The 13,577-nt window shown below is 65.1% G+C and carries 11 protein-coding genes; 5 read left to right on the top strand and 6 right to left on the bottom strand.

Translation table 11 applies throughout. The features are described 5' to 3' along the window. Nucleotides 1–2: 2 nt before the first annotated feature. The 3 genes from GXY47_11775 (at nt 3) to GXY47_11765 (ending at nt 2,753) form a co-directional block, all read left to right on the top strand. Nucleotides 3–389, top strand: coding sequence for a DUF2118 domain-containing protein (locus GXY47_11775; GenBank protein ID NLV31818.1), 387 nt, complete (start codon nt 3–5; stop codon nt 387–389). A gap of 14 nt (nt 390–403) precedes the next feature. Then, nucleotides 404–1,552 carry a sodium ion-translocating decarboxylase subunit beta gene (locus tag GXY47_11770; protein ID NLV31817.1) on the top strand — a complete coding sequence of 383 codons (1,149 nt, stop codon included), beginning with the start codon at nt 404–406 and terminating at the stop codon, nt 1,550–1,552. Between the two features lie 184 nt (nt 1,553–1,736). Beyond that, nucleotides 1,737–2,753, top strand: coding sequence for a hypothetical protein (locus GXY47_11765; GenBank protein ID NLV31816.1), 1,017 nt, complete (start codon nt 1,737–1,739; stop codon nt 2,751–2,753). A gap of 65 nt (nt 2,754–2,818) precedes the next feature. Here the strand turns inward: GXY47_11765 and creD are convergent, their stop codons facing one another. Then, nucleotides 2,819–4,201 (bottom strand): cell envelope integrity protein CreD, encoded by a 1,383-nt coding sequence (gene creD / locus GXY47_11760; GenBank protein NLV31815.1) that lies wholly within the window; start codon nt 4,199–4,201, stop codon nt 2,819–2,821. Between the two features lie 470 nt (nt 4,202–4,671). Between creD and GXY47_11755 the strand changes: the two genes are divergently transcribed. Then, a complete protein-coding gene (locus GXY47_11755) occupies nt 4,672–5,313 on the top strand; it encodes a superoxide dismutase (protein ID NLV31814.1) in 642 nt (213 codons plus the stop codon). A 72-nt stretch (nt 5,314–5,385) separates the two neighbouring features. Here the strand turns inward: GXY47_11755 and GXY47_11750 are convergent, their stop codons facing one another. The 5 genes from GXY47_11750 to GXY47_11730 all read right to left on the bottom strand — a co-directional run bounded on the left by GXY47_11750 (nt 5,386) and on the right by GXY47_11730 (nt 11,840). After that, complete coding sequence (locus tag GXY47_11750; protein NLV31813.1) at nt 5,386–6,240, bottom strand: SPFH/Band 7/PHB domain protein; 855 nt, start codon at nt 6,238–6,240, stop codon at nt 5,386–5,388. Between the two features lie 23 nt (nt 6,241–6,263). Further along, a complete protein-coding gene (locus tag GXY47_11745) occupies nt 6,264–6,710 on the bottom strand; it encodes an NfeD family protein (GenBank protein ID NLV31812.1) in 447 nt (148 codons plus the stop codon). Nucleotides 6,711–6,962: 252 nt separating this feature from the next. Continuing rightward, nucleotides 6,963–7,898 carry a cation transporter gene (locus tag GXY47_11740; protein NLV31811.1) on the bottom strand — a complete coding sequence of 312 codons (936 nt, stop codon included), beginning with the start codon at nt 7,896–7,898 and terminating at the stop codon, nt 6,963–6,965. A 27-nt stretch (nt 7,899–7,925) separates the two neighbouring features. Then, nucleotides 7,926–10,025, bottom strand: a complete 2,100-nt coding sequence (locus GXY47_11735) for an FAD-dependent oxidoreductase (GenBank protein NLV31810.1) — start codon at nt 10,023–10,025, stop codon at nt 7,926–7,928. A 159-nt stretch (nt 10,026–10,184) separates the two neighbouring features. After that, on the bottom strand, nt 10,185–11,840 hold the full coding sequence (locus GXY47_11730; protein ID NLV31809.1) for an arylsulfatase: 1,656 nt from the start codon (nt 11,838–11,840) through the stop codon (nt 10,185–10,187). 128 nt (nt 11,841–11,968) lie between these two features. Here GXY47_11730 and GXY47_11725 point away from each other — a divergent pair, with 128 nt between their 5' ends. Beyond that, nucleotides 11,969–13,552, top strand: a complete 1,584-nt coding sequence (locus GXY47_11725) for an FAD-binding protein (protein NLV31808.1) — start codon at nt 11,969–11,971, stop codon at nt 13,550–13,552. The last annotated feature ends 25 nt before the right edge of the window (nt 13,553–13,577 follow it).

Here is a 13,577-nt window from a genome sequence, read left to right as displayed (position 1 = left end):
CCATGTCCATCACACGACACATCCGTATCACCATCGCCGGCCAGGTCTATGACGTCACGGCGGAACTGCTGGACGATAACGCCGGTTACCCGCAGGCCGCGATCCCGGTGCAGCCACAGGCCCCCGTCCTGCACCCCCCCCGGCATGTCGCACCGACGCCGCAGCCGGCGGCCGAAGGTGGGAGGGTCCTGTGTCCCCTGTCCGGCATCGTCGTCACCGTCCATGTGGAGCAGGGGCAGCGGGTCAAGAAGGGCGACCTCCTGGTCATGCTTGAAGCCATGAAAATGAACACCCCCGTATGGGCGCCGCAGGACGGCGTGATCGCTTCGATTCAGGCACAACCGGGCATGCGGGCCGAGGAAGGCGCGGTTCTCGTAACGCTCGCATAAGGATGGACTTCGGCATGCTACAGGGTTTTGCCCGCTTTATGGCCGACACCGGCTTCGCGCAGGTATCGGGGGGCCAGGTCATCATGTGGGGGGTGGTGCTCCTCCTCCTCTATTTCGCGGTGTACAAGGAATTCGAGCCACTCCTGCTGGTGCCCATAGCGTTTGGCGCCCTGATCGCCAACCTTCCGACCCTGGGCGTGGTCAACCCCCCCCTTGTCCAGCCCGACGGCTCGATGGCGCCGGGAGGCCTGTATTACTACATTTCCAAAGGGATCGAATGGGAGCTCTTTCCGCCCATCATTTTCCTCGGTGTAGGCGCGCTGACCGATTTCGGACCGCTGATCGCCAACCCCCGAACGCTCCTGCTGGGAGCCGCCGCCCAGATCGGAATTTTCGCCACCTTCCTGGGATCGATCGCCCTCGGCTTCACGCCTGGAGAAGCGGCGTCCATCGGCATCATCGGCGGCGCTGACGGCCCGACTTCCATCTTCACGGCATCCAAACTGGCGCCCGACCTGATCGGCCCCATTGCGGTCGCCGCCTACACATACATGGCGCTGGTGCCGCTGATCCAGCCCCCGATCATGCGCCTGCTGACCACGGCGAAAGAACGGAAAATCCGGATGCGGTCGCTGCGCACGGTGGGCAAGCTCGAAAGAATGGCCTTCGCGCTGATCGTCTGCGTCGCGTGCATATTGCTCGTGCCTGCGTCAGCGGCCCTGATCGGCATGCTGATGCTGGGCAATTTCCTCCGCGAATGCGGGGTCACCGAGCGGCTGGTGAAATCGAGCCAGAACGAGATCATCAACGTCGTGACGATCTTTCTGGGCACCAGCGTCGGCTTCACCATGAGCGCCGACCGGTTTTTGACCCCCCAGACATTGAAAATCATCGCCCTGGGCGTCTGCGCTTTCGCCCTCTCCACCGCCAGCGGGATCCTGATGGGCAAGCTCATGAACCTGCTCTCCTCCAAAAATCCGCTCAACCCCCTGATCGGAGCTTCCGGCGTATCCGCGGTTCCCATGGCGGCGCGGGTGGCCCAGGTGGAAGGCCAAAAGAGCGACCCCTCCAATTACCTCCTCATGCACGCCATGGGACCCAACGTGGCGGGCGTCATCGGCACCACCATCGTCGCCGGCTATTTCATCACCCAGCTGGGATAGGACCGGGGACGGACGAGGGTCATTGCTGCAGATACAATGCCAGGCCGTAGGCCGAAAGTTCCGAACGGCATCCGGCTCCACAAAGGTACCGGATCCCCGCCCCCATCCAGCGACTGCAAAATACTATCCTGGAGTCCCATCCTTGCAGTAGTATTGCCTGATCCAACCATGAAGGGAGAACCGAATGAGATCAAGCCGATTCCATAGGGTATTTGTCGCAGCCGTGTTCCTGGCCGCCTGGGGGTGGACGGGTTGCGGGGTGAAGGTCGAAGAGTGCGACCGGCAGTGCCTCGACAACCTGATGCACCGGTATATCGAGGCGCTGGTCCAGCACGATCCCGGGAGCCTGCCCTTTGCCGACAGCGTGAAGTTCACCGAGAACACCGAAAAGGGGATCGAGGTCCTCGAGGTGGGGAAGGGGTTGTGGGAGACCGCTACCGAGGGGCCGAAGGACTACCGGATCTTCGCGGCCGATCCCGAGGGGCAGGCGGCCGCCTGCCTGGTGGTCATGAAGGAAAAGGACCAACCCGTCATGCTCGGGGCCCGCATCAAGCTCGAGGCGGGGAAGATTACCGAGGCCGAGCACCTGATCGTCCGGGGCGGCGGGAGCATGCCCATGAATTTCTCCGGGCCCAACCTCTTGAAGTCCCGCCCCGGCTTCGACGAGGACATCCCGGAGGCCGAACGGATGAAGCGGGAGGACCTGGTCCGGATCGGGTTGGCGTACTACGACGCCCTGACCTCCGAGGACGGCACCCGGGCCCCGTTCGCGAAGGAATGTGAACGGCGGGAGAACGGCATGGTCACGGCGGGCGGCCCGCCCCCCAAGGCCAAGGCGGCGCCCGGCGGCGCCATGCCCACCGGGGGGTTCGGGGGCGTCCCCACCGACTGCGAAGGGCAGCTCAGCGCGGGGGTTTTTTCCTATATCACCGAAATCCGGCCGCGCCTCGTCGTCGCCGACGTGCAGAAGGGGCTGGCGGTGGGCTTTTCGATGTTCCGCCACGACGGCACGCGGCGTCCGCCCAGGGAGGGCGTGACGGGGAACACCCAGACCTACGGGCAGTTCAACCTGGCCGCCGTGCACGTCTACAAGATCCGCAATGGCAAGCTTTACGAAATCGAGGCTCCCGGCGCGGTCCTGCCGTACAACACCCCTTCCCACTGGGAAGCGGAGGAGAAGGTCTACCCGCAACCGGAATGATTGCGAAGCCGTCCGCTGTCGGGGCCGGCGCCCGCGTGCCGAACGCAGGCGCCGGCCCTTTCCCGTTATCGGCCGTCCCGCTCGTACCAGTCGATGTTGCGCGTCACGAACATTGCGACGCCGAGCAGGAGAAACAGCCCCAGGGCGCCGACCAGGAGCGAGTAGTCCTGCAAACGGAGGATCACGAACAGGAACGCGTAGATCAGGGCGAGGCCGGCCGCGACCAGGGCGCCCGCCCGGGGGCTGTGGAGGACTTTGCCGCTGTACAGCGCGATCATCAGCGCGGCCAGGGCGGCGCCGATCCAGTACGCGGCTGCAAACGAGGTCACTTCGGACAGGGCCAGCAGCCCGAGATAGAACAGACAGAGGGCGATGCCGACGAGGGTGTACTGGAACGGGTGGATGCGTGCGGACGAGAGGATCTCAAACAGGAAAAACGCCGCAAACAGGAGCGCGATGAACAGGATGCCGTACTTGATGGACCGCTCCACGTACCGGTAGGAATCGATGGCCGGAACCAGGTCCACGCCGAAAAGTGAAGCGGCAAAGCCGGCGGCTTCGACAGGAGTGCGGTCCGTCCACTGTTGCGGGTAGGAACGGCCGTAGTAGGAAACCTGCCAGCGGGCGCTGAAACCGTCCCGATTCACGGTCCGTTCGGCGGGCAGGAATGCCCCCTGGAAGCTCGGATCGGGCCAGGTGGAGCGGATCGTCACATCGTTGTTCACCCCGACGGGTGCGAAGCGGAGGCCGCGGCTGCCGTTCAGCCCCAGCGACATCGCAAAAGGAATGGTGTCGATCGCGGCGCCGAGCCCCTGGATCCTCGCGTGGATGCCGTTTTCGAAGGCCGCCAGGCGGCTCCCCGGCCTCATCGGCGCCGCCCGCCCGGCCAGCGTGATCCGGAGGGATTCCCGGGTCCCCCGCAGGTCCGTAACCGCGAGGGCGACCTCCGCTTCGTCCCACAGAATCCGGGAGGGGTCCACGTCCCACTCTTCTAAGGAAGGCCTGGTGAAGCTGCCGCTGAGATCCAGGGTGCCGCTGTAAACGACCGTTTCATAGATCCCCCGGTGGCGCGGTTCCGGGCGGATCTGTCCATCGACCTTCAACTCCGAAGGAAGGAAATAGGCCTGACCCCTCAGGGATTGGATCCGCTCGACCCGCTCCCTCCGCCCTTCGATCACCTGTTCTTCCCAGCTCCTCTGGTCGAAGGTATAGGGAACGATCAAAACCGGCCCGGTGACGACCTGTTCCTTGCCCCAGGTGGAGGTGATCTCATCCACCGCCGCGTCCCGCCGGGCCAGGCGCTCCTCGAGGACCGAACGGACCATCGCCAGGGGGATGAGCAGGAAAAGGATCAAGAGGGCGATGGAAGCCATCTTCAGAGCGGTCGAGAAGCGGCTCTGAAGAGCCGCGGTCCGGGGAAGGGGGGATTTCTCCGTATTCAGGTTCATGGTGTCCTCCAGGGTCGGCAATCGGTTTGCGCACGCGTTCGTTCGGCTGCAATGCTAATCCATAATCAAGTACTTTGCAATATAAAGTATAAAAAAATGGGGACGGCCGGACCGTGAGTCTTCGCCCGCGCGTTCCGAGCCCTCGCCTCCGCTGGAAAAGGATGCCGCCGTGCCCCGAAACCGATGTCCAACGCGGTGATATTGGGGTAGAATGGCATCAACAACGGCATGGAGTGGTCTCAGGCGGGATGCCGGAGATATTCCCGACACCAGGCATTCGAGCAAAAGGCGATCGGGCGGGCCGATCCGGCCCGGATGCGGTCGGAGCGATGTCGACGAAGTCCTGAAAGGGGATGTCTGCCGGATCGACCCGGGACCTTCCACCGGAAGGATTCCTGTCCGCCCACCGGGGTTGCCGACGCCGGAGCGGGAGGTATCACGCAGTGCCCACCCACCGCAAGGAGACCAAAATGAGCGATAAAGACACAAGTCAATCCCCGGCAACGGCTGGAGCCGCGTCGCCCCATGTTCTGCCCCCTCTTCCTTATGCCGAAAACGCATTGGAACCCGTCATTACGGCCAAAACGGTGAGTTTTCACTACGGCAAACATCACAAGGCTTATGTGGATAACCTGAACAAGCTTGTTGCGGGAACGGAATATGCCGACCTGGCGTTGGAGAAGGTGATGGCCGAGACGGCCGGAAGGCTTGAAGGGGCGGCGATCTTCAATAACGCGGCGCAGATCTGGAACCATTCCTTCTACTGGAAAAGCCTGAACCCGAAGGGGGGAGGGGAGCCGCCGGAGGCGCTCAGGAAGAAGATGGTGGACGCTTTCGGGAGCGTCGACGCCTGCAAGAAGGAGCTCGCGGACGCGGCCCTGGCTCAATTCGGGAGCGGTTGGAGCTGGCTCGTCCTCCGCGGGGATTCCCTCAAGGTGGTCAAGACCGCCAATGCCGAAACCCCCTTGACGAAGGGGATGACGCCTTTGCTCACCATCGATGTCTGGGAGCACGCCTACTACCTGGATTACCAGAACCGTCGGGCCGACTACGTCAACGCGGTGCTCGACAGGCTGATCCACTGGGAATTCGCCTTGCAGAACGCCGGCTAGCGCCGGGCGCGCCGGGGTCCCGGTCGTGGGGGAGCGACCGGGGCCCATCGGTCCGGGGACGGCGCGGAACCCCTATTTCCTGACCGATATCTCCTTGAGTTCCTCCCCCAACCCCAGGACGTTGATCAAGCGGGATTGGTCGGAGATGACGAGTTTGGTGTTCTGCTGCAGGGCCGCCTGGGTGACCTCCAGTTGCTTCAGGATCTGGGCGTTGCCGACGAAGTACTCCCTGGCGGCGACCGATACGTTCTCGATGGCCTTGGCTTCCCCCTCGGCCCTCAGGATGGCCGACTGGCGGTCGCCCTCGGCGACCAGGATGGCGTTCTGCTTGTCCCCCTCCGCCTGCAGGATCTTCTTCTGCTTGTAGGCCTCGGCTTCCAGGATGGTGGCCCGTTTCTCCCGCTCGGCCTTCATCTGCTTGCTCATCGCCTCGGTGATGTCCTTGGGCGGCAGGATCTCCTTGACCTCCACCCTGGTGACCTTGACGCCCCATTTGTCGGTAGCTTCGTCCAGGGTGGTCCTCAGGGACGAGTTGATGCGTTCGCGCGAGCCCAGCGTTTCGTCCAGCGACATGTCGCCGACGAGGTTCCTCAAATTGGTCTGGGCCAGCTTGCTGACGGCCACGAAAAAGTTGGCCACCTCGTAGGTCACCGCCTTGGCGTCCGTCACGTAGTAGTACACGACGGCGTCCACCGTGATCCCGACGTTGTCCTTGGTGATCACGGCCTGGGGCGCGACGTCCAGGACTGTTTCGCGCATGTCGACCCTGGCGCGCAGACCGTCGATGAAGGGAATCAGCACCCGGAGACCCGGGTCGAGCGTTTCCTTGTACCGGCCCAGCCTTTCGACGATGCCCTTTTCGGCCTGGCGGATGATCACGATCGATTTGGCCAGTACGAGCAGGATCACCAGCGCCGGAAGGACCAGAAGTATGAAGGATCCCAATTCCATTAGTTGCCTCCTTGGCATTTTTGCACGCGAAGCGTGACTCCGCTGATTCCGGTGACTTCGATCGCCGCCCCCGGTTCGATCGCGGTTTCGGCCCGGGCCCTCCACTCCTCGTTGCCTACTTTCACCAGGCCGGTGCCGCCCGCAGGGATAGCCTGCAGCACGACCCCCTTCAGCCCGATAATACGATCGATGTTGCTGATCTCTTTTTTAACGGCGGACCACCGGTGGACGTATTTCCTGCCCAGGGCGATATAGGCCACGCAGATGGCCATGGTCGCCAGGAGGGCGAGAACCCACGAGTGAAACGGCCAGGAAATCAAGCCGCCCAGGATGAAGGCGGAGCCGATGAACACCAGGTCGAGCCCGGTGAACAGGCCCATCAGCAGTTCCAGCAGGACCAGGGCCAACCCGATGCCGATGAAGATCAACAAGTACGAGTCTTGCATAATGGTCACCTGCCTTTTGAGAGCCTGTCCGGTCTTCCCCAGGGACGCGATACGGCGGGCGGTGCCACCCGGCCTGGATCCGGAGACGCGTGATTTAGGGTGAACCCAAAGACAAAATCCTATCGGGGACACGCTGTCGGGAATGCCCCTGGGTGCAAGCCCCGATGGTCCTGAATCCCTGTAATATTACAACATACCGGTTGAGGAAGACAGGATCTCTTTGGATCGCCTGGATATCGATGCCTGAACAGTTCAGGACGGATCCCGGCCCGGCCGCGCGTCGTCCGGTTCCAGATGGGTGGAAACCGATGTTTTGGGCAGCCGGCGTTCAATCGCGGCCTCGATCCGTTCGCAGCAGTCGTGCCCTCGGGTCACGCACAGGTCGCCCGGCACCGTGACATGCAGCTCAACGAAACGCCGGGATCCCGATTTCCGGGTCCGGAGGCCGTGGTAGGCCGCGCCGGGATCGAGCGAGGCCCGGATCGCTTCCTCGACCTGCCGGATCTCGGTTTCCGGAAGACTGCTGTCCATGAGCCCGGCCATCGAACGCCGGATCAGGTCGGTGCCGGTACGGATGATGTTGAGGCCGACCAGGACCGCTACGATCGGGTCCAGGATCAGCCAGCGGGGAGGGGCGAAGGCCATGACGGCCAGGGCGGCCACGACGCCCGCCGAGGTCCAGACATCGGTCATGAGGTGCCGGGCATCCGCCTCCAGCGCGATGCTGTCGTAGTGCTTCGCCTTCCGCAGCATGAAACGCGAAACGCCGAAGTTGATCCCGGAAGCCGCCAGGGCGATGCCTATGCCCGCTCCAAGATCGGTGAGGGGCCTCGGGTCGAGAAAGCGCTGCACGGCCGCGTAGATGATGGCGATGGCCGCGACCAGGATCAGGGCGCCTTCCACCCCGCTGGAGAAATATTCCGCCTTTTCGTGGCCGTAGGCGTGCGACCGGTCGGCGGGACGGTCCGCGACGGCCAGGGCGAGGAAGGCGATGAGGGCCGCGGCGAGGTTGACGGTCGATTCCAGCGCATCGGAGAGGAGGCTGACGGAACCGGTGAAAGCGTAGGCGGTGATTTTGAGCGCCATGGTCACCAGCGACGCGGCGATGGAAAACAACAGGACCCGGCTGGCCGGGGCGGCCGCGCCCGATGCCTCCCGGCGGGGTATCCCTGCGGATTCCGTTGTCATAGCGCGCCTCGACAGGTCCGATCCCTGTTATACCGTCATCGCGGCGCGCAGCGCGGAGCCGACGGCATCCACGATCAGCTGCGGCTCGCCGCAATCCCCGATGAGATAGACCTCGGGGACGAAGTCCTGCAGTTCCTTCAGCATGGCCGGGTTGGGTTCGAGCGGAAGCGCGGGGATGATGGTGTCGGCCTCGAGCGTCACCGTCCGGCCTTCCCGGTCGACGAAGACCAGTCCCTTGTCGCTGATCTCGACATACTCCCTGGCCCCGGAGACGAGGGGCACCCGTTTCTCCTCGAACCAGCGGAAGAGCTGTTCCTTCATCGCCATGACGAGGCCTTCCCCCATCTCCTCCGCCCGGTCCACGACCGTGACGGTCCGGCCCCGTTTGAGAAGGAATTCGGCGAGCTCGCACCCCTGCACCCCGCCGCCTATGACGACGACCCTCCTGCCGATAGGCATGTAGATCCTGGAGAGTCGGTGCAGCGTCGCCGGCGCCAGGAACCGGGAGAAGAACTTCAGCCGGCGATGCAGCTCCGCGCCGCTGACCACGCTCGGCCGCTCGATGCCCCGGATATCCGGGACCGCGGCCAGCCCCCCGGTGGCCAGAAAGACCACGTCGGGACGAAGATTTCGGATCGCGGCGACATCCGCCTCCGTGCCGGGGTGCAGGGTCACTCCCAGTTTGGCCAGCTGATGCGTGAAATACCGGATGATGGCGGGCAGGTCTTCCGGGTGCGGTCCCTTGACCATGGCCGCCAGCGGGAGGAGGCCTCCCGGCTTGCGCGTCTTCTCCAGCAGGACCACCTGGTGCCCGCGCAGGGCCGAAACCCGGGCCGCTTCCATCCCGGCCGGGCCGGCGCCGACCACCACTACCCTTTTCCTTCTCTCGGCCCGCCCGACGGACGTGTGCGTGGTCCCGGCCAGCCCGTTGATCCGGCAGCGCCCCTGCCCCCCGAGACAGAAGGTGCAGCCGGTGCAGGGCGCGATCTCTTCCGGCCTGCCGTCGGCCAGCTTGTTGGGGAGCTCGGGGTCGGCGTGCAGCCGCCGGTTCATGGCGATGAAGTCCGCCTGCCCCTGTCGCAGGGTTTCCTCGCCCAGGTCGGGGCTCATCCGCCCGACGACCGTGACCGGAATGCTTACGGCGCTCTTGATCCCCGACGCCAGCCGGATGTTGGCCCCGGCCCCTTTGCGGCCGGCGTCGTATTCCTGCGGGAAATCGCGCAGGGGAACCGGGGGCTCCGGATAAAAAAGGAGATCGGGCAGGAATCCCGGAACGTGACGCCCGATCCAGTGGCTGCGCACCTGGATCGCGTCCGCGCCGGCGGCTTCGGCCAGGCGGGCGGCGGCGCGGCTGTCCTCGTGGGAAAAACATTCGGCCGCCCCGGCGCCGACGGCCAGACCGATCTCGATGCCGTTCAGGATGATGGACACGGGAAAATCGCGCCCGGCGCGGTCCTTCATCGCCCGGATCGTATCCGTCAGCAGCCGGGCCCTGTTCCGGATGCTGCCGCCGTAGTCGTCCTCTCGCTTGTTCCAGAAGGGGGAGAGGAAGTTGTGGAACAGGTGGCTGCTGGCGGCGTTGATGTCCACTCCGTCGAACCCCGCCTTGCGCGCGCGCAGGGCGGCGGCGGCGAACTTTTCCACGATCCCTTCGATTTCGGGGACCGTGAGGGCGCGCGGCCGCTCGTTGTGGTGGTCGCAGGGGTGGGCCAGCCACGTCGGGGAAGCGGCGACGGGGGGGCCGGGGTAGAGGGGGTTCTGTTCGTTCCCCCAGTGCACCTGCCAGGGGCCGTCGTGGTTTACGGCGAGAAAGGTCGGGCAATCGTGCCTGTGGATGACGTCGGCCAGTTCGGCGAGCCCGGGGATGAACCGGTCCTCGTCGATCCGGTAGCGGTTGCGGTAGCGCGCCCCCCAGGGGTAATCCACGGTGACCGCTTCCACGATCACGAGCCCCACCCCCCCGCGGGCGAAGCGCTCGTAATGGGCCTGGACCTCCTCCCGCATGTGAACGTCGTCTTCATGCCACATGAGCATGCCGGCGCCCGACTTGATGATCCGGTTCCGGGTCCTGATCCGGCCGATCGTTCCCGGTTCCAGGATCCGTGCGTACGATTTCCGCCGCGCCATGTCTTTCCCCTTTCAGCCTCCGCAGGCAGCATTATAGGGGAGATCCGGGACCGGAGACCACGCAATTCGAGGGTGCTCCGGGGCGGGACCGGGCCGGCGGACGGGTCCGGAAACCCGTCCGCACGTTACCGGGAGATCGGGACTAAAGGGTGCGGGGCCTTAATAGATAACCCCGTTTTCGCGGGCGTAGGTGTCCCAGTGGGCCATCATCTCGCCGTATTTTTCCGGCCGGGTCCCGCTGAGATCGTTCTGCTCGAAGGGGTCTTCGGCCAGGTTGAAGAGGCGCCATCTCCTCTCCTTTTCGGGGAGGGCCTGGTCCCAGACCAGCTTCCAGTCCCCCTGGCGGACGCCGCGGTGGCCGTGCAATTCCCATCCCAGGATTTCGTCCGCGTCACGGATCGCTTCGGCCTTTCCGGTGATCAGCGGGATGAGGGACCGGCCCCTGACCGGCAGCACTTCCTTTCCCTTGTAGGTCGTTCCCGGGTGCCGGGCGCCGGCGAGTTCGAGCAGGGTGGGGTAGACGTCGATGACGTGCCCGATGCCGTCGCTGCTTGAGCCCGGGGCCACCATTTTGGGGTAATGGACGAAGGCGGGCACGTGGATGCCCCCCTCGAACGCCGTCGCCTTGTGCCTGAAATGCGGGGCGGCCGAGGCGCTGGCCCAGTTCCTGCCGTACATGACGTAGGTGTTGCCGCGCCCCAGGTTTTCCAGGCTGTGGTCGTATTCCTTCCCCACGTGATCGGCGATGAAGGGGGCCAGGTCGAGCCGGCTCGATTCCGCCCCGTTGTCGGACATGAACATGATGAAGGTGTTGTCCAGTTCGCCGATCTCCTCGAGGTAATCGATCACCTTTCCGACGTAGGTGTCCAGGTCGCTGACCATGGCCGCGTAGATTTCCATCTTGCGCGCCTCGACCTTCCTCTCATCCGCGCTGAGGGCGTCCCACGCCGGCTCGAACCGTTCATCGCCGATCGGTTCGGCGTCGGGCGCCACCAGACCGAGTTCTTTCATGCGCTCGAATCTCTCATGGTACAGGGCCTGGTATCCCTTGTCGTATCTCCCCCTGAACCGGGCGATCGACTCGTCCGGCGCCTGCAGCGGCCAGTGCGGGGCGGTGTAGGCGAGGTAGGCGAAAAAGGGCTTGTCCTCGGCGCGGTCGGCTTCGATATACCCGAGCATCTTTTCGGTGTAGACGCGGGTGCTGTAGAAATCGTCCCCCACCTGGACCAGTTCCTCCCCGTCGCGGTAGTTGGCGGGCTGAGGCCCCCGCCAGTCCCAGCCTCCCAGGTGGGCGGCGCCGTCGAGGGAGACGAAGGAGCGCCGGAACCCCCTGGCCACCGGGCCGTTGTCCACTTCCATGCCCAGGTGCCATTTGCCCGCTATATAGGTGTTGTACCCGGCGTCGCGGAGGACCTCCGCCAGGGAGACGACGTCGGAGTTCAGGTAGCCGACATATCCGGGCTTGTCCTTGTGTTCGGGCCGCGACGGCCCCCCCATCACTCCCACGCCGGCCAGGTGGTTGTCGGTCCCCGACATCAGCATGGCCCGGGTGGGGGAGCAGGTCAGGCCGGAGTAGAAGTTGGTGAGCCGCATCCCCCCCCGCGCGAGGGTGTCCAGCCGGGGCGTGGGGATCTCCCCGCCGAACGCCCCCAGGTCGCCGAAGCCCAGGTCATCGGCCAGGATGAAGAGGATGTTCGGCCTGGCCCCGTCCGTGCCCTGCCTTGAGGCGTCCCCGCCTTTTTTGCAGGACGAAACCAGGCCCGCCGCCAGCAAGGAGACGGATAATACGATGGCAATGCGAAGTGCGCGCGGCATCATGCCCTCCCGGATGAAGAAAATATGCTCAGCAATGCCACGATCTTCGGGTAAAATGCCGCCATAGTCAAGCATAGTCCAGAGGGGGGCCGTCCCGGGCTGATGTTCATCATTTAGGGAGGGGAAGAATGACCGAGCGGAAACCGACCAGGGAGATGAATCGTCGCGGATTTCTTAAAGGGGCCGCCGTAGCCGCCCCGGCCGTCGCCGCCGCCGGCGCGTGGGACGCCTGGGGCCAGCCCCGGGGGCGGCAGACGCCCCGGTGGGACCGGGAGGCGGATGTCGTGATCCTGGGGACGGGATTCGCGGGGCTGGCGGCCGCCATTACGGCTCATGACGCCGGCGCCAAGGTCCTCGTCCTGGAGAAGATGACGCGGGAGCATGAGGGAGGCAACAGCCGCGTGTCGGGGAACATGTGGTGGACGCCGACGAACCTGCCCGAGGCGCTCCAGCACATGGAGGCGCTCAGCAACGGGCTCACCGACAAGGAAAGCATCCGTGCCCTGGCCGAAGCCATGATGGGGCTGAACGAATGGCTCGCGAAGATGGGGGTGAAGGCCGCGCCCCTGGGCATATTCCAGCCGGAACACCCGGAACTGCCGGGCGCGGCGTGCGTGCGCACCTGGAGCAACAGCGGGGCCGGGGACGGCAAACTCTGGATCCCGATCCGGGGGGAGGTTGAGAAGCGGGGGATCGAGGTGCTGTACGAAACGCCGGCGGTGGACCTCGTCCTGTCCCCCTCCACCCGCGAGGTCCTGGGAGTCCGGGCGACGGCGGCGGGAAAACCGATCGCCATCGGGGCGCGCAAAGGCGTCATCCTCGCGTGCGGCGGGTTCGAATTCGACTTCGAGATGCAGAAGCAGTTCCTGCCGGGATGGCCCACCTACGGGCGGGGGACCCCGGGAAACACCGGGGACGGGATCCGGATGGCGCAGAAGGCGGGCGCGGCGCTCTGGCACATGAACAACTCTCTCGCCGGCATCGGGTGCATGATGGTGCCGGAGTTCGAGCCCGTCCTGATCCCGGCGTCCATCCCGGGGAACGGGTACATCCTCGTCGACAAGACCGGCCGACGCTTCATGAGCGAACTGCGCGACAACCGCCACGGGTTCGGGCACAAGGAGCACCTCCTCTTCTTCGACGGGGTGATCGGGGACTTCACGCGGATTCCGTGCTACGCGATCTTCGACGAGACGACGCGGCTGCGGGGCCCGGTCGTCGGCGGCGCGGGGTGGAAGTTCGGCTGGTTCGGCTGGTTCGGCAACTACCAGGCGAGCCGCGACAACTCCAAGGAGATCGAAAAGGGGTGGATCGTCAAGGGGGAGAGCCTCGCGGACCTGGCGGAGCGGCTCGAAATCAAGCCGGCCGAACTGGAGGCGACCGTGGCCAGGTACAACGGGTACTGCGCCGACAAGCTCGATCCGGAATTCGCCCGCCCGGCCCGGAGCCTCGTGTCGATCGAAAAGCCTCCCTTCTACTGCGTCAAGATGTACCCGGCGACCTACAATACCCAGGGGGGACCCAGGAGAAACCCGAACTGCGAGGTGGTCGATCCCGACGGCCGGCCGATTCCGCGCCTGTACAGCGCGGGCGAACTCGGCTCCTTCTGGGGATGGATGTACAACGGCGGCGGGAACAACTCCGAGGCCCTCTGCACCGGCCGGATCGCCGGCGGGAACGCCGCCGCCGCAGAGCGGGTCAAGGAATCGTAAGATAACCGGGACGTCCCGGTGCCGC

The sequence above is a fragment of the Acidobacteriota bacterium genome (assembly GCA_012729555.1).
In the GTDB taxonomy this organism is placed as follows: Bacteria; Acidobacteriota; UBA6911; order UBA6911; family UBA6911; genus UBA6911.
This window is presented reverse-complemented; position numbering and strand designations above follow the sequence as displayed.